The sequence below is a fragment of the Prosthecobacter sp. genome, from assembly GCF_044236155.1.
Taxonomy (GTDB): domain Bacteria; phylum Verrucomicrobiota; class Verrucomicrobiia; order Verrucomicrobiales; family Verrucomicrobiaceae; genus Prosthecobacter.
The window spans coordinates 39000-54730 of record NZ_JBIIHA010000003.1; the positions used below are offsets into that span (position 1 = coordinate 39000).

At 61.4% G+C, this 15731-nt stretch carries 12 protein-coding genes and 1 tRNA gene; 8 read left to right on the forward strand and 5 right to left on the reverse strand.

Annotated elements, in window-relative coordinates:
• Positions 1-163: 163 nt before the first annotated feature.
• On the reverse strand, positions 164-1642 hold the full coding sequence (locus ACILSE_RS03985) for a hypothetical protein (RefSeq protein WP_395716061.1): 1479 nt from the start codon (positions 1640-1642) through the stop codon (positions 164-166).
• On the opposite strand from ACILSE_RS03985, the gene ACILSE_RS03990 reads away from it, so the two are divergent.
• Both ACILSE_RS03990 and ACILSE_RS03995 read left to right on the forward strand, forming a co-directional pair.
• Positions 1641-2522 (forward strand): TatD family hydrolase, encoded by an 882-nt coding sequence (locus ACILSE_RS03990; RefSeq protein WP_395716062.1) that lies wholly within the window; start codon positions 1641-1643, stop codon positions 2520-2522. The two genes, ACILSE_RS03985 and ACILSE_RS03990, sit on opposite strands and share 2 nt — an antisense overlap.
• 45 nt (positions 2523-2567) lie before the next feature.
• Positions 2568-3539: a PmoA family protein gene (locus ACILSE_RS03995; protein WP_395716063.1), complete on the forward strand. Its 972-nt coding sequence runs from the start codon at positions 2568-2570 to the stop codon at positions 3537-3539.
• 11 nt (positions 3540-3550) lie between these two features.
• Here ACILSE_RS03995 and ACILSE_RS04000 read toward each other — a convergent pair whose 3' ends face one another.
• Together ACILSE_RS04000 and ACILSE_RS04005 are read right to left on the reverse strand one after the other, a co-directional pair.
• Positions 3551-4309 (reverse strand): polysaccharide lyase, encoded by a 759-nt coding sequence (locus tag ACILSE_RS04000; RefSeq protein ID WP_395716064.1) that lies wholly within the window; start codon positions 4307-4309, stop codon positions 3551-3553.
• 30 nt (positions 4310-4339) lie between these two features.
• Positions 4340-5947, reverse strand: a complete 1608-nt coding sequence (locus ACILSE_RS04005) for a hypothetical protein (protein WP_395716065.1) — start codon at positions 5945-5947, stop codon at positions 4340-4342.
• A gap of 98 nt (positions 5948-6045) precedes the next feature.
• Between ACILSE_RS04005 and ACILSE_RS04010 the strand changes: the two genes are divergently transcribed.
• The 4 genes from ACILSE_RS04010 (at position 6046) to ACILSE_RS04025 (ending at position 10328) form a co-directional block, all read left to right on the forward strand.
• Entirely contained in the window at positions 6046-9081 is a 3036-nt protein-coding gene (locus tag ACILSE_RS04010; protein ID WP_395716066.1) for a hypothetical protein, read from the forward strand.
• Between the two features lie 39 nt (positions 9082-9120).
• On the forward strand, positions 9121-9396 hold the full coding sequence (locus ACILSE_RS04015; RefSeq protein WP_395716067.1) for a hypothetical protein: 276 nt from the start codon (positions 9121-9123) through the stop codon (positions 9394-9396).
• Positions 9397-10167, forward strand: a complete 771-nt coding sequence (locus ACILSE_RS04020) for an alpha/beta hydrolase (RefSeq protein WP_395716264.1) — start codon at positions 9397-9399, stop codon at positions 10165-10167.
• A gap of 85 nt (positions 10168-10252) precedes the next feature.
• Positions 10253-10328 (forward strand) — tRNA-Lys (locus tag ACILSE_RS04025).
• A gap of 4 nt (positions 10329-10332) precedes the next feature.
• On the opposite strand, the gene ACILSE_RS04030 is transcribed toward ACILSE_RS04025, so the two are convergent.
• Both ACILSE_RS04030 and lipA read right to left on the reverse strand, forming a co-directional pair.
• Positions 10333-11022: a PIG-L deacetylase family protein gene (locus ACILSE_RS04030; protein ID WP_395716068.1), complete on the reverse strand. Its 690-nt coding sequence runs from the start codon at positions 11020-11022 to the stop codon at positions 10333-10335.
• Positions 11023-11088: 66 nt separating this feature from the next.
• Positions 11089-11988 (reverse strand): lipoyl synthase, encoded by a 900-nt coding sequence (gene lipA / locus ACILSE_RS04035; protein WP_395716069.1) that lies wholly within the window; start codon positions 11986-11988, stop codon positions 11089-11091.
• 201 nt (positions 11989-12189) lie between these two features.
• Here lipA and ACILSE_RS04040 point away from each other — a divergent pair, with 201 nt between their 5' ends.
• Positions 12190-13014: a peptidoglycan recognition family protein gene (locus ACILSE_RS04040; protein ID WP_395716070.1), complete on the forward strand. Its 825-nt coding sequence runs from the start codon at positions 12190-12192 to the stop codon at positions 13012-13014.
• A 41-nt stretch (positions 13015-13055) separates the two neighbouring features.
• The gene (locus tag ACILSE_RS04045; RefSeq protein WP_395716071.1) at positions 13056-15644 is read left to right on the forward strand and encodes a hypothetical protein; all 2589 of its coding nucleotides are present in this window, start codon (positions 13056-13058) and stop codon (positions 15642-15644) included.
• The last annotated feature ends 87 nt before the right edge of the window (positions 15645-15731 follow it).

The following is a 15731-nucleotide window of genomic DNA, read 5'->3' on the forward strand; positions in this document are numbered from 1 at the left end:
AGCATTTCCTCATATGAATGGCCTTGAGACGGCCCATTAGCCCCAAAAAGAAGCCGAAGCAATAGAACGCCCGTCTGGCCGGATACCAGTCTGCTACTACCAGACGATACGATACCCAGACTCTCATCCACGCACATGAGCCCTGATTCGTGTGCTGCCCGCCCTATTCCGCCCGCGCCGCCTTCAGCCGCTCGTCATCGAGATCGAGGCGATACATGAGCTGGTTGTAGTCGTAGCGCGGCGTGGCAACGGGATTTCCTGAGAATGTCTCGGCGTAGGTGCCTTGGAAATAGATCACACGCCCGTCCTGCTGGTCGAAGAAGGCGTGATGGCTCGGATTGTAGAAGCTGTACTTCGGATGCGTGGCGATCTTCACCGCCTTGCGCCACGGCCCTTCGATCTGCTTCGATTCGAGATACCAGACCTCGCCGAGATACGACTCCCCACCGCCCTCCTGCACGGCGATCATGATCCAGCGCTCGCGGTGCTTGTTCCAGTGCACGCTCCCGGCGTGCAGATGCACGCGTTTGCCCGTCTTTGCGTCGGTGAACTGCATCCGCGCCTTGCTCGCCGGCATCTTTTTCTCCGCGACGAACTTCTCCTCGTCTTTCTGCGACGTCGGCTTCAGCGTGCTCTGCCAGACGTATTCCCCATGCTCCGGCGACCACAGCAGCGACTCGTAAGCCGAGGTGTTCTGCACGGAGTCGTAGTCCGCCTTCACGCGTGTCTGGCAGAAAGGCGCGGCGAAGTAGATCCAGTCGCCATCCGCCCCTTTCACGCGCACGGCGTTGTGCCGCGGATGCTGCCACTCGAATTCATCTCCCAGCACGGCGATGCGGCGGAAGCGTCCCGCCGTCTCGTCGTATTCCGCGAGACCGTGCTCCAGCCGCTTGCCGAGGTCGCGCCAGCGTGAGTAATGCGCGAGCAGGTGCTCCTGGTTCTGCGCATCCGTGACGATGAGCATGCCAAAGAGCCACACCACGCCCGGCTCGTCCACCGGCAGCATCTTAGCGACGGCGCCGTTTTCATCCGTCACGTATTCAAAGTGGATGCCGTTCTCGGGATCGAGCCCACCTTTGTCCGGCGGATCGCTCCAAGCGGCGGTGGAGTGGAAATTTCCCAGCGGGTAGTTCGGCCGCTGCGTGTCGCCGAAGATCCAGAAGTAGCGCCCCTTCCACGGCACGACCTGCACGGAGTCCTGGCCCATGACATCGGCGAAGAGATTCGGCCGTGGCAGCGGCACCTCATGGCCGAGCAGCGTGCTGTCGCGGTAAATCCCCTGCCCTGTCAGTCGGCAGATGCGTTCGGCGATGTTGGTGCGCAGCACCTTCACCTCCACCGATTTTCCAGCCAGCGGCGTGAGTTTGACGCCCGCAAAGCCGAAGCCGTCCTTCGGCAGCGCGTATCCCGGACCCTCGACACTGAAATACACGACGCGGTTCATCAAACCCGGCTCGTTGAAGGCGATCCAGCCAGCGCTGTCCGTCGTCAGCGCGATTTGATTGGTCGTTTTCAGTGTGATCAGCGGCACGCCGCGCCCTGTGGTCTCGTCGATGACATGGATGCCGAAATAATCCTCCGTCGCGGCAAAAGCGGCCAGCTGCAGCAAAGCGGAGACGAGGCAAAGCAGGCGAAAGAACATGCCTCTGGTTTACCACTTCCGCGGGGAGATCGGAAAGCCCAATTTCGCAACGCTTGACACTCCAACCGCCCGTGCGAAGGCGCAGAACATGTTTTTCGACACGCACACGCACCTCGGCAGCAAACAGTTCGACAACGACCTGCCCGCCGTGCTGAAGCGCGCACGTGCCGTTGGTGTCACGCGCATGGTCGCGCCAGCCACGAATCTCGAAAACGCGCGCAAGCTGCTCGCCATCGCCGAATACGAGCCGGATGTGCGCGTGGCGGTCGGCATTCATCCCTGCGACGCGGATTCGGTGAGCGGCGAGGCCTGGATCGATGAGCTGCGTGAACTCGCGAAGCATCCGAAGGTCTGCGCCATCGGCGAGATTGGCCTCGATTACTTCCATGCGCCGCCGGAGGGCTTCACGTTGGAAGATTGGAAGTCGCATCAGGCCAAAGTGCTCGCCGCGCAGCTCGAACTCGCGGCGGAATTGAAGCTGAACGTGATTTTGCACAACCGTGAGAGCTGGGATGACCTGACGGCGCTGGTGCTTCCTTTCAGCGACCGGCTGCGCGGTGTGTTTCATTGTTTCACCGGCACGATCGAGCAGGCGCGGCCGCTGCTGGAGCGCGGGCATCTGATTTCCTTCACCGGCATCGTGAGTTTCAAGAACGCCGGTGTCATCGCCGAAACGGCGCGTGTGGTGCCTGCGAACGGTTTTATGATCGAGACGGACGCTCCTTACCTAGCGCCAGTCCCGCATCGCGGGAAGCGCTGCGAACCAGCCCATGTGGCGGACACGGCGCGCGCCATCGCCGCGCTGCGTGGTGAATCCGTCGAAAAAGTCGCCGCTGACACTGCCAGAAACGCGCTGGGATTCTTCCGGGGCTGGAATTGACCTCGCACGAAAGCATTTCAGACTCGCCACGTTCACTCAACCACCATGAAACTGACCGCCCTCCTCGCCTCCACGCTTGTTCTGGCCCTGCCGGCCGCCGCCGCTGAATTCACCGTCGAAAAGACCGCCACCGGCGGCGCTGTCGTGAAGGTGGACGGCCAAGTCTTCGCCGAATACGTCGTCGATCAGGCGAACAAGCCGTATCTTTGGCCAATCTACGGCCCCACGGGCAAGTCCATGACACGCTCCTATCCGATGAAGAACGTCGAAGGTGAGAAGCAGGACCATCCGCATCATCGCGGCCTCAATTTCGGCCACGAAAGCATCGGCGGCTACGACACGTGGGCGGAACTCGCAACTTTCGGCACGAATCCGAAGACCAGCGAGCGCGTGAAGCACCTCGGTGCCATCAAGCATCGTGAGTTCAAGGAGCTGAAAGGCGGCGCGACCGGCGTGATCTACGCACTTTCCGATTATGTCGATCCGCAGGGCAAGGTGACCATCACCGAGGAGCGCAGCATGACCTTCCAGGTGCAGGGAGAGAGCCGCGTGATCGACGTGGACATCGACCTGATCGCCTCCCAGGGCCGCGTCGTGGTGGATGACAAGAAAGACGCCGGTCTGAGCATCCGCGTGCCGCACAGCATGTCCGTCGATGCGAAAGAAGGCGGCAAGCTCATCAACAGCGAAGGCCACCAGGACGCCGACACTTGGGGCAAGCGCGCGAAGTGGTGTGATTATCACGGCCCGGTCGAAGGCGAGCACCTCGGCATCGCGTTCCTGAACCACCCGAGCAGCTTCCGTCATCCCACGTCCTGGCATGCGCGCACCTACGGCCTCTTCACCGCGAATCCTTTTGGTCTCTCGCAGCTCAAGCTGCAGACTGAAAGCGGCGCGCTCGAATTGAAGGAAGGCGAGCGCATCAAGCTACGCCACCGCTTCATCTTCCACAAAGGCGACGAGAAGGCCGCGAAGATCGCCGAGGCGTATGAGGCGTACGCGAAAGAGGCGCGCTGAGCCGCGCCTGATCAGCTTTCCTTCGTCACACTCATCTCCGCAAACTCCACCCAACAGGGCCGTGTGGGAGCCCAGGACTTGTCTCCGCCGCCGTGGAAGGTCTCAAAGTAGAGGCCGTCCACGCCGAAGGTGTCCACGCTGCGCCACTCCATGTCGGTGCGCTCGACCACAGGCTTGTCATCGATCCACACTCGCAGCGTTCCATCGCGTTTACTGGGCGTATTCATCGTCACCGCGATGCGCACCTTCACCGGCGTGTCGGTGGGAAAGCGAAAGTCAGCGGGAAAGGCGAAGCTGTCGCCATAACCGCCCTTTTGGTTCTTGTGATAGACGTAAGCCTCACCGCGTTCGTCCTTGCGCCACATTAGACGCGCGGAGAAGCCGTTCTCGCCGTTCGCAGGCCGGCCACCGCTCACATTGTCCGGCCCGCCGCAGAGTCCGGGGAGTTTGCCTCCTTTGACGAAGTCGAAGTCCTTGCTGAAGCGCAGCGTGTAGCTCATCTCCGCCGCCTCATGTTTCCCAAACGGCATGCGCCAGCCCGCGCCACCTTCCTCCGGGCCGATCTTACCGACGGCAAAGTTCACGCGGAGACACTTGTCTGCCGTCACGGCCACGCGGCCTTCTTGGATGCCTCCCTCAAACTCGCAGCCGGGCCAGTCGCTCTTCCAGCGTTCCTTGGTGTAAGGCCCGGCCCCGCCTGAAATTGTGACACTGAGCGGCAGGCCAGCCGCGTAGGCCGCAGATATAATGAGGATGGCAGGTAAGCGCATTGTTCGTGATACCACAGCTTTTGAATTGCATCACATTGAGTCTCCAGGCCCGTCCTTCAGCCGGGAATGCATCTGTTGCAGTTCAATGATGATTTGAAGAGCTCTGGCCCGGATATTCAAAGGAGTCTGCCACTGCTCCATCAACCACTCGAGACATTGCAGCGATCTGGCACGAATAAGGATCAAGTAATCCAGGAAAGTCAGACGCAATGGCAGTCCGCAGTTGGCGAATTTTTTCAAATCCTCCAGCCGGTGGTCATACAAGAGCGGAGAAATAGGTGTTTCCCATATGGGACCTCCCATCCAAGACTGCGAATCGAACCAACTGGCCTCGTGGCAGGAGAGAAGAGGAAGGATCCGGGCGAGTTCGCAGGCTGCTTCGAATGAAGCCCGCTGTTCATCCTGCATTCTCACAAAACATTTCTGCCAATCGGGCTCCTGGTCCCTTGGCAGATTTACAAGCCATGGTGGTTTGATGAAAGATTGAAAAGTGACTCCTTTCTCGATCAGCCTCCATTGAAACGAGGTGCCCTTGGAGCAACGCATGGCTTGCCAAAGTGCTTTCGAATGTGTGGGGCCGGGTTTGAAGGCCGGGTGATCTACCAGCAGTTGAAAAACCTTGCATCGGTCGGGACCGCCCGTCCTGCTTCCGCCAATCACCCAACCAACGCTCGTGTAATGCTCACTTTGACAGTCCTCCAGTTCCCAGAGATGCAGATTGGGATCAGCTCCATGCTCGAGCGCCAGTGACACGCCCGGAGCCCAGCAGCGAAAGATGGAAGCCTCCAGAAGCATGTCGATCAACCGGTCGCTCACATCCTTCAAATCGTCTGGCCATTGATCACGATCATCCCGAGTCACAACGGCATCGAGCCAGCTTTTGCCTTTCGATAAAACGGCCTCCAAAAGCCGCAGATCCCGATGATAGATGGCCCCACAGGCGATCTCCGCCAAATGGCTAGCCAAGAGAATCACGTCCGGCAGGCTGGCAACGATCCAGTCGTTGTCCCATTGACGTTCTTTCGCAGTCTTTTCCTGCCGGTCTTCTTCCGACAGTCCCGCAAGCATCATGCCACGCTCCTCGGCACCGAGATTGGGCCATGCGGCCTGCATGATATGGCGCAATTTCAGCCTGCCTACGAGCCATGCATGCCGACGCACTTCGATCATGGCTTCCGCGTCCAGGAAGGCGGGGTTTTCGTGTATCCGATGACCGATTCGCCGCCATTCTGCACTGAGATCAAGATATATCTCCCGCGGATAATTCGCGCACTTGATTTGGTGAAGCCAGCAAAACCAACCCTGCGGCCGAGTTGGCGCGGCCTGCATGATTTTCTGCAGCGCCCCATCGTCCGTCAGGGCGGCGATTGCTTCGTAAGCCTCATGGCTTTTTCGTTGCTCTGCGTTGCGATAAAGGGGCTCCTCGGCAGCGGAAGCTTTGTCTTCTTTTCGATGTTGTCGCGCCAGCAGCCATCCAAAAAAACCAAGCACCAGCAACTGAAGCGCGCCCGCATGCATCTCACTTAGGTTGCGTCCGATCCAGGACATTCCCAGCAGCACAGCGATCAAGACGACGAACCCACCAACCGCATAGCAAGTGCAGCGAAAGATCAAGAGCAGGTTTGGGCGAAACTCCATTCAATGAGCTTGGTTGCCTGATTCCATCATTTTCACCGCTCTCTTGCCACTAAAATCGGGCTCGACAGCCTGCTGCCTTCCTGATGTCATTCCCGGCCATGAAGTTGATTTTCACGCTACTGCCGGCCTTCGCCGCGATGTTTTCATGCCACGCTGCCGACACGGACTGGCGGCAGGCGGCGCGCGACTTTCTGAAGGAGCAACAATTTGCGCCCATCGAGATCAAACCGGGCGCGCGCTCCGCGATCGATCTGGCAAAAGTGCGCTGGGCGTGGATGCAGCGCGTGCTGCTGCCCGTCTTTGAGAAAAACATCGCGCAATGGCCGCAGCAGGCGGAGGCGGCGCGCAGTTTTGTGAAACAGGCGCTGCTGGCAAAAGCCGGACATCCCGATGTGGACCCGAAGCGGCCGTGGGACGTCATGGCGGCGGAAGGAACCGCGTTGGCGAAAGCGAAGGTGGAGGAGCCGCTGCTTCTCTGGCTGGCCGCGTGGGTGGTGTGGGAATCGAACGAGGGCTACACGGACGCTTGGGACTTTCTCTCGCGAGCGAACCGGCACAAGACGCTGAAGGATTACCCGTCCGTGGTCGCCGCGTACATCGAGGCGCAGTTCAATGAGATCAGGCGCTCGAGCAACTCGGAGACGATCGCGAAATCCAACGCCGAGCGGACGAAGCGCATGCTGAAAAGCGCCATGGACCCGGCGGTCTTCACGCCGGAGGAGGACGAGCTGTTTTTTGACGAGGTGGAGTTCGTTTTCACAAACGCGAACGTGAAGGAGCGGCAGGCGGAGCTGCAAAAGCTATGCGACGCGCCGCATCTCACTCCCTGGCTGCGGGAGATGCTGCTTGGAAAGCTGCACAACCGAATCGCCTGGACCCATCGTGGCGGAGGCTTCGCGAACACGGTGAAGGACGAGGGCTGGAAAAAGTTCGAGGAGCATCAGATGACCGCACGCGGGCATTTCAAGAAGGCGTGGGAACTGCGCCCCGACCGTCCGCAGGGCGCGTCATCCATGATCGACATCGTGAAATGCGGGCACGGCGAACCAGGCGAGACGACACGGCTGTGGTTCGATCGCGCCATCGCCGCGCAATGCGATTACTACAGCGCGTATTACGACTTGCTGTGGGCCCTGCGTCCGCGCTGGGGCGGCAGCATCGACCAGATGAAGGCGTTTTACTGCGCCTGCACGCTGACCGGCAGGCATGATCAGGGCGTGGTCGTCGCCATGCGGCGCATCCTTGAATATCTCGAAGACGATGTGGACGACATCCGGCTCACACTTTCCCAGGAGCCGCTGAAGCAGGTGGTGCTGGGCTCGAACCGCGAGATCGCGGAGTCGAAGGAAGTCTATCGCCTCTGGCAGCACGACTGGCGGCTGGCGGACTATGGAGTGCTAGCGTGGATGGCGGGAGATTACGAGACGGCTTACGACACGTTTCAGCAGGTGCCCGTACCGTTTCCACGGCAAACACGGCGACGGCTGAATCTGCGAGCCAACGAGGCCGAGGTGCGCGCGCAATCCGCCTTGTACACCTTTGGTTTCAACACGGAATGGGATGCCGCGGAGGAGGCCTACACGCTGGGGCGAGCCAATGACGCACTGGCAGGCTACCAGGACATCGCCTCCCGTTTTCAAGGTGAGCCGCCGGGGCTGCTGCTGGAGCGCATCGCCGCGTGCAAGTTTGAAAAAGACTTCGCCACCGGCAAATGGGTGAAGATGTGGGCCTTTCCCGATCTCGCGGAGTGGCATCACCTCAGCGGCTTCTGGACCGGGCTGAAAACGGGCACGCTCGTCAACAACGGCCACGGCGCGCGCGCCTTCCTGCTGCACAACGGCCGCGTCGGCACGAACTTCGAATTCACCGGTGAATACGAGGAGAAAGATCTGCCGGACGGCAAGCAAGGTCTGAGCATCATCCTCGGCTACCACGGCGGCGAACAGACCGAGGACTGGATCTCCTGCGCGCACTGGGACAGCTCCGGCAAAGGGCCGGTGGGTTCCATGCTGCGGAAGATGTACCAGACCGCCGCCCCGCAGGTCACGCCGCCCGTGAACGGCCGGACGTGGAAGTTTCACATCATCTGCCGCAACGGTCTCGTGACCTACCGTCTGAACCACCGCGACATCGTGGTGAACCACCGCACGACCTACAAGGACGGTGAAACCTTCGACATGCCGGAGAACTCCGTCATCGGCTTCTTCCATCACTTCTTCCATGAGAAGTCGCACACGCACATCCGCCGCCTCATGATCCGCCGGCTAGATCCACCGGACGAAAAAGGCGACGCCAAAGCCGTGGTGGCCAGTCTGGCCGATTTGCGCGCAGGATTCGCCGCGCGCTGCCGCCGCGTCACCGCGGATCTGAACGCCGCAGCGCTCATCGAGGCCGAGCAACTGGCCGAGGACCGCCAGCGCGCGAAAAAAACCGACGAGGCCGCCAAAGTCACCGCCTTCGCGGCGCTGCTGAAATCTGACGCTCCCGTGAAGTTCGCCGACATGCCGGTGGCTGCCCCAGGCGAGGACGCGCTCGCCACTTTGCTACGCGGTTATCATGCCAGCCTCGAATCGCGGCTCGCGGCCGCCCGGCGCGATTGGAAGGAGAAAGCGCTCGAGTTGAACGAGTCCACCATGGTGGCCGAACTCGAAACGCCGCTGAACAACGGAGTCGAGGAGCCGCTGGCCGCCGCCAACGCGCTCAAATGGCAGAAGCAATCCGGCGAGTGGCAGCGCACGACCGAATTACTCGCGGGCAACGGTGACAGCACGCTGCTTTACGACTTCAACCGCTCCGCCCCGTTCCAGATCGACTTCGAGATCACCGTGCTTGATGGCATGCGGCCGCGTCTCGTCATGGGGAACGTGAAATTCGCCAACGAGGCCTACAAAACGACCTTCGGCCTCTACCCGCAGCCGAAAGGCGCGAAGCTCTTCACCTACGAGCGCAAAAAGCCGTATCAGATCACGATCAAGGCCGCGAAGGACAAGACCGAGCTGCTCGTGGACGGCGTGAAGGTCTGCGACGGGCCGAAGGTCGAAGGTGTGCTCGACGTGCTGCAGTTCCGCGCCGGTGACGATTATTCCAAAGGGAAGGCCGAGTTCCGAAAGATCCGGATTTCGCCGCTACCTTGACATACAAACCGCGTTTCAGGTCACTCATGCGTCAACGCCATGCAACGCACACTGCTACTCCTCCTCGTTCTTGCCACGACGCTCCACGCCCAGGTCACCTCTGAAAACAACGAGATGCTGCGTGAGGGCTTGAAACGCTATCCCGACGCTGACACGAACAAGGATGGCATCCTCACGATGGAGGAAGGCCGCGCCTTCCTGGCGAAGATGCGGAAGAAGCCGTCGAACGACGCCACGCCGCCGAAAAACGCCCTGAAGCCTGACTTTGCCGACGTGGCCTACGGCACGCACGAGCGCGCCCGGATCGACGTTTAGCTGGCGAAATCCGAGCAGCCCACGCCGGTCGTTTTTGCGATCCACGGCGGCGGTTTTCGAGCGGGTGACAAAAGCCGCTGGGGTGCCGACAAGCAGGTGCAGCAGCTTATCAGCAGCGGCGTTTCGTGCGTGGCGGTGAACTACCCGTTCCTCGACTCCATGCCGATCCAGGACATCCTGAGGCATTGCGCGCGCGCCGTGCAGTTCACGCGATTTAAGGCAGCGGAGTGGAAGCTGGACAAAGAGCGATTCGCCTCGATGGGCGGCTCCGCAGGCGCTGGAACGTCGCTCTGGCTCGCCACACATGATGACATGGCAGATCCGAAGGCTGAAGATCCCGTGCTGCGCGAGTCCACACGTCTGGTCTGCGCCGTTTGCAACGCCACGCAGGCCACCTATGACCTCACGCGCTGGGAATCCTTCCTCGGCCCGGCGAAGCCTGAGTTCAACACCAGCGAGGCGGAGGGCGCGATGTTTTACCATCTCTCCTCCATCGCCGATTTTGCCACGGAAAAAGGCAAAAGCGTGCTGCGCGAGTGCGACATGCTGCATTGGATCTCAAAAGACGATCCACCGCTGCTGCTCAACAACTCGCAGGTCGTCGAAGCGCCGAAAAATCGCGGCGAATGGCTGCACTGCATCCATCACGCACGAGAGGTCCACAAAGAGTGTGCGGCTGACGGCGTGCCCTGCATTGTTTTGCAGGACGCACCGGAACCGAAGCCGGATGTGGTGAAGTTCCTCCTCAAGCATTTGAAAGTTTTGCCCTGAGAAGGGTGAAAACGCGCTTGCACGGCGGGCCGAGTCGGCTATTACTCGCGCCCTTCACCGACCCTGTTTGGTTCAGACAGGAAATGCCTCCGTAGCTCAGTTGGTAGAGCAGTTGACTCTTAATCAATTGGTCCTAGGTTCGAGTCCTAGCGGGGGTACCACCTTTCAGAGGTCAGAGGTGACGACGGCTTTCACGCTTTTCAGAGCCTCGGCATAACGAGCACCGCAGGCGAGGCCACGGTAGCGTGCCAGCACGGTCTTCGTGTCCATCGCCGCGTCGCTTTTCGCGGAATCGTAGTCCTCCTTGCGAACGAAGGCCATCAAGCGGCCCAGCCATTCGCTGGCGGCGGGCCAATCGGCGGTCACATCGACGAAGGTGTCCGGCTCGAAGCCGATCGTGTGGCCCGGGCCATTGTCATACCAATAGACTCGTGAAGGCCCCTTGGCATCGTCGCGGCCCAGGAGACGTGCGGGTTGATACAAGGCCGCGTGGCAGATGGCGCTGGCAGCCTCATGGTCGGGATGACGGTCACGCGGCCACAGCATGAACGCGGTGTCCGGCTTCACCTCGGCCACGACCTCCGCAACGGCGCGTTTCGTTTCGAGCGAGGGCTCGAAGCCCATGCTCTTGTAAGGCAGAAAGCGCATCTCCATGCCGCGCTCGGCGGCGAGTTGCTTCGACAGCTCGATCAAACCCTGCTCGCGGCCTTTGACCGGCGGCCAGTTCGTGTAATCGCCGATCAAACTCAGAATCACCACCCGCTGATGCTTCTGCACCGCCCGCAGCAGCGTGCCAGGGATGCCGAACGGGCAGTCGTCATAATGCGCGCCGATGGCGAGAATAGTGCGTGTCATGCCGCGATGATGCCGAAAGCGCCGACGCAGGGCAAGCAGCATTCCTGCCCCTTTCTCAAACGCCGACTACAAATCCAGCTCCGGCTTGAAGTCCGCCGCGTGATACGAGCTGCGCACCAGAGGAGCGCTGGCGACATGGCGGAAGCCTTTTTTGAGGGCGATCTGCTTGTAGTTCTCAAACGTGTCCGGGTGGATGTAGTCGATGACCGGCAGATGCTGCGGCGAGGGGCGCAAATACTGGCCCAGCGTCAAAACAGTCACGCCATGCTCCCGCAGGTCGTCCATGGCCTGGAAAAGCTCCGTCTCCGTCTCGCCGAGGCCGAGCATGAGGCCGCTCTTCGTGGCGCACTTGGTTCCAAGCTCCTCCGCCATTTCCTTCGCGCGTTTCAGCACGTGCAGGCTGCGGTGATACTGCGCGCGGCTGCGCACCAGCGGCGTGAGGCGCTCCACCGTCTCGAGGTTGTGATTGAAGATGTGCGGCCTCGCCTTCATCACGACTTCCAACGCGTCGTCCTTGCCGTTGAAGTCGGGGACGAGGATTTCGATGGTGATCGTCGGCACCGCCTCACGCACGGCCTCAATGGTGCGCGCAAAATGGTCCGCGCCGCCGTCTTTGACATCATCACGCGCCACAGCGGTGATGACGATGTGGTTCAGGCCCATGCGCTTTGTGGCCTCGGCCACACGCTGCGGCTCGTCGGCCTCCAGGGCGAAGGGTTTGGCCGTTTTGACGGCGCAGAAGCCACAGGCGCGGGTGCAGCGGTCACCGGCGATCATGAAGGTGGCCGTGCCCTGGCTCCAGCACTCCCAGCGGTTCGGGCACTGGGCCTCCTCGCACACGGTGTGCAGCTTCAGGTCGGTGATCAGCCCCTTTGTGCTCCAGAATTTCGGGTCACGCGGCAGAGTCACGCGGATCCAGTCCGGTTTTTTGTCACGATGCAGGGCGGGGTCGATCTTCGGGGTCATGGGGCGGTTTTTCGGCCCCATGCATCGCGCAAACGAGGGCGAATGCAAGCCGTGCTCTGTTCCTTGGCAGGCAGAAAAACCACCTCCACGCCGAGGAGAAAAGCTTGCCTTCAGAAATGCCATCCACCAGCATCCGCCTGGAATGCAGCCCCAAGCAGGCCGCCGCGTGTCACACACCCACCCTTCACCACGCCATACACCATGGGATTCGAAAACGTCGGCAAAGTCTGGACTCCGGTTTCTCTCGAAGAGCACCTCGCGTCACGCACCCCGCCCGAGTGGGCCACCAGCATCCCCCTGCACCACACGGCGTCGCCATCCCTGGCCGACCGGCCGAACGGACTCACCGTGCAGCACATCCGGAACATCCAGAGCTTCTACCAGAACACGCTTGGCTGGAAGTCCGGCCCGCATCTCTTCATCGACGAGGATGAAATCTTTGGCATGTGCGACTTCCGCGCGAAGGGCATCCATGCCGTGAGCTTCAATGCCAGCTCCATCGGCATCGAGGTGCTCGGCTACTACGACACCGGCCGCGAGGATCCGAAAAGCGGACGCGGGCTGCGCTGCTGGACGAACGCGGCCGCCACCGCCCGCGTGCTGCTGGACTGGCTCGGATTGAAGAAGAGCGCCAAGACGGTCCTGTTTCACCGCGACGATCCGAAGACGTCCAAAACCTGCCCAGGCACCTCAGTGACAAAGGACTGGTTCCTCAGCCTCATCCCCGGCGAGGCCGGCGATCCGGTCCATCCCCCCGCCCTGCCTGCGAAGCCGGAAACAGGCATTTCTTGGAGCGTCTGGCACTTTGTCGGCGAGCGTTGGTGCGTGCCCATCCATGACTTCCTCGTCGCCAAAGGCATCCCGTCGGCCGAAGTGCTCAAAAAGCTCAAAAGCATCGGTGGAAAACTTCATTACGACGGCGAACTCATCGAAGGAGCCTTCTACGTTCCCAAAGGCAAAACGCCGAAGCCCGACGAAACATCCTGGGCGCCCGCACGGGAGCTGCTGGATCTCATCGCAGCGTGATCAGTCAAAGAAACGACCCGAACCGCCACCTCAAACAACTCATGGCCAAAGATCCCGCCCCATCCTCCACGGCCAGAAAAGCCTCCGTCAGAGCGGCCAAACCGCGAAAAAAGCCGGATGTTCCGCTGCCTGCGGGCATCGGCCGCCAGGTGAGAGTCAGAGCTGGCTTTCGTGGCGCGCTGAGTGTCGATGACATTAACGCGCTGGAAAAAGAGGCCGTCTTGGAGCGCCGCAGGCAGTTGGACGGCACTGATCCAGGCACGGAGATCAATGACGTGAGCGGCCTGGCCTTTTCCGGCGGCGGCATCCGCTCGGCGACGTTCTGCCTCGGCATCGCGCAGGTGCTGCAAAGTCGCGGGCTGCTGCCGCGCTTTGATTATCTCTCCACCGTCTCCGGTGGCGGCTATTTCGGCAGCTTTTTGAGCTCCTACCTCGGCACCGGCGGCCCGGTGAAAGGCGAGAAGCCGGAGGACACGCCGCAGGAACGGCTGCGGAAACGTTTTGCGGAGGCTTTCCAGGCCGCCGGCAGCGCGGAGTCCACCGCCGTCCGCCATCTGCGCAACAACAGTTGCTACCTGCTCAACGGCGGCCTGCGCGGACGGCTGGCGATGATGGGCCTGCTCATTTCCGGCGTGATCTTCAACATCATGCTGGTGCTCCCGCTCGCCCTGATCGGCGCATTGGCCATGAAGGCGCTGGAGGCTGGCGGCTACTTCGGCACGGCGGTCTGGCTGGTGAACAAGCCGAAGGAGATGATGGCCGGCCTCGGCAACGCGGATGAACTGCTCGACAGCCTCTCCTCGCTGGCATGGGTGAGCAGCCTGCAAAACGTGAGCGCCGCGCTCGGGCAGTCCGCCAGCGTGGTGGAGGCGGCCTGGTTCCCCGGCTGGCACACGCCAGCGACGTCGGTGCTCATCACGTCGTTCACGATCCTGCTGCTCCTGCTCGTCCTGCTGCCCTTGTTTCAAAACATGGCGCACGGCGATCCTCCCGCGAGCGCGGACAAAACCTGGCGTGTCACCTGGGAGTCGGCGTCGCTGATGATGTTCGTGATCACAGTGCTGGCGCTGGCTTTGTGGCTCACGCCGGCGCTGTTCCGCTTCTATGGCATGACGCGCGAGGGGCTGGATGTGATGACGCATTTCAAGCAGTTGCAGGGACGGCTGGACACCGTGCTCGCCCTCGTGGGCCTCGGTTTCTCCTCCGTTTTCGGCTACATCTCGGTCAGGCTGAAAAAATCCGGCTGGCTGAAAAAGCTGTCGAGCCTGCTCTTCCTTCTTTCCGGCCCGGCGTTGCTCGGCTGGGTGTTTTTATCCGTCGGCTGGCGTCTCATGGTGAAGATCCCCGAACCCACATGGAACTGGCAGCCCGTGGCCTCCGTCACGCTCGTGCTGGCCGTCTGGGGCTGGCTGGGCGTGAATGTTAACACCTACTCGCCGCACGGCTATTACCGCAACCGCCTGTGCGAATGCTATCTCGCCACGCGTGACCGCAACGAGGCCGGCTGGTTCCTGCGCACGCTCGCGCAGTGGTGGATGACGCTTTGGTTCGGCGCTGACGCCGCCGCGAAAAAAGCCTCGCCTGTGCAGAAAAATGTCTTCGGCACGCTCCAGCAGCTCCCGCTCAGCCAGGTGGGCGGCAATCACATCGCGCCTTATCATCTCATCAACACGACGGTGAATCTCACCTCCAGTGAATCGCGCGAGCTGCGCGGCAGGAACGGAGATTTCTTCCTCCTCAGCCCGAAGGTGTGCGGCAGTCCGGTCTGCGGCTATGTGCGCACGGAGGATTTGGAGAAGCAGGACGCGCATGTCGATCTCGGCACCGCCTTCGCCGTCTCGGGAGCCGCAGCGTCCTCGAACATGGGCCACAAGACCATTCCCAGCCTGCGCATGATCATGACGCTCGCGAACGTGCGGCTCGGCTACTGGCTGCCGAATCCCGCGCTCAAACCGGCACCGTCCTGGCTTCGCGGCCCCGGCCCCAAATATCTTTTCAAGGAGATGGCCGGCTCCATGAGCGAGCACGACCGCTATCTGAACCTCTCCGACGGCGGCCACATCGAAAACCTCGCGGTCTATGAGCTGCTGCGACGCCGCGCGAAATTCATCGTCTGCGTGGACGCCGGGCAGGAGGCTGGCATGGAATGCAGCGACCTCGTCCGCCTCCAGCGCTACGCGGAGATCGATCTCGGCATCCACATGCGCTTTGATCCTCGCCAGCTCGCCCTGATGCCCGGTGGGAACTGCCGCGCCTACGGCCTGCTCGTCGAAATCACCTACCCTGCCGACCCACAGCGACCGGATGAGACGCCGCCCGCCGCCTGGATGCTCTACATCAAGCTGGCCATGACCGGCGCCGAGCCCGCCTATGTGCTCGACTACCGCCGCCTCCATCCGGAGTTCCCGCACCAGTCCACCGGCGACCAGTTCTTCGACGAGGAGCAGTTCGAGGCCTACCGCGCTCTCGGCGAATGCGCGATGGAGAGCTTCTTCCGAGGTGAAACCTCAGACGCTCACGAGAAAAACAGCCTGAGCCAGTGGTTCGATGATCTCCGCGCCCATCTGCCGCCGGAAAACAAAACACTGCTGGCCGAAAACGACGGCAAAAGTGAAAAAAGCCCCGCGTGAAGAATCGCGCTGGCATTCAACCTTTTCCCAGCCACCCTCAGCGCGTCTGATGAACCTTAAACCTGCCAGCCGGATTGCGATTCGTGC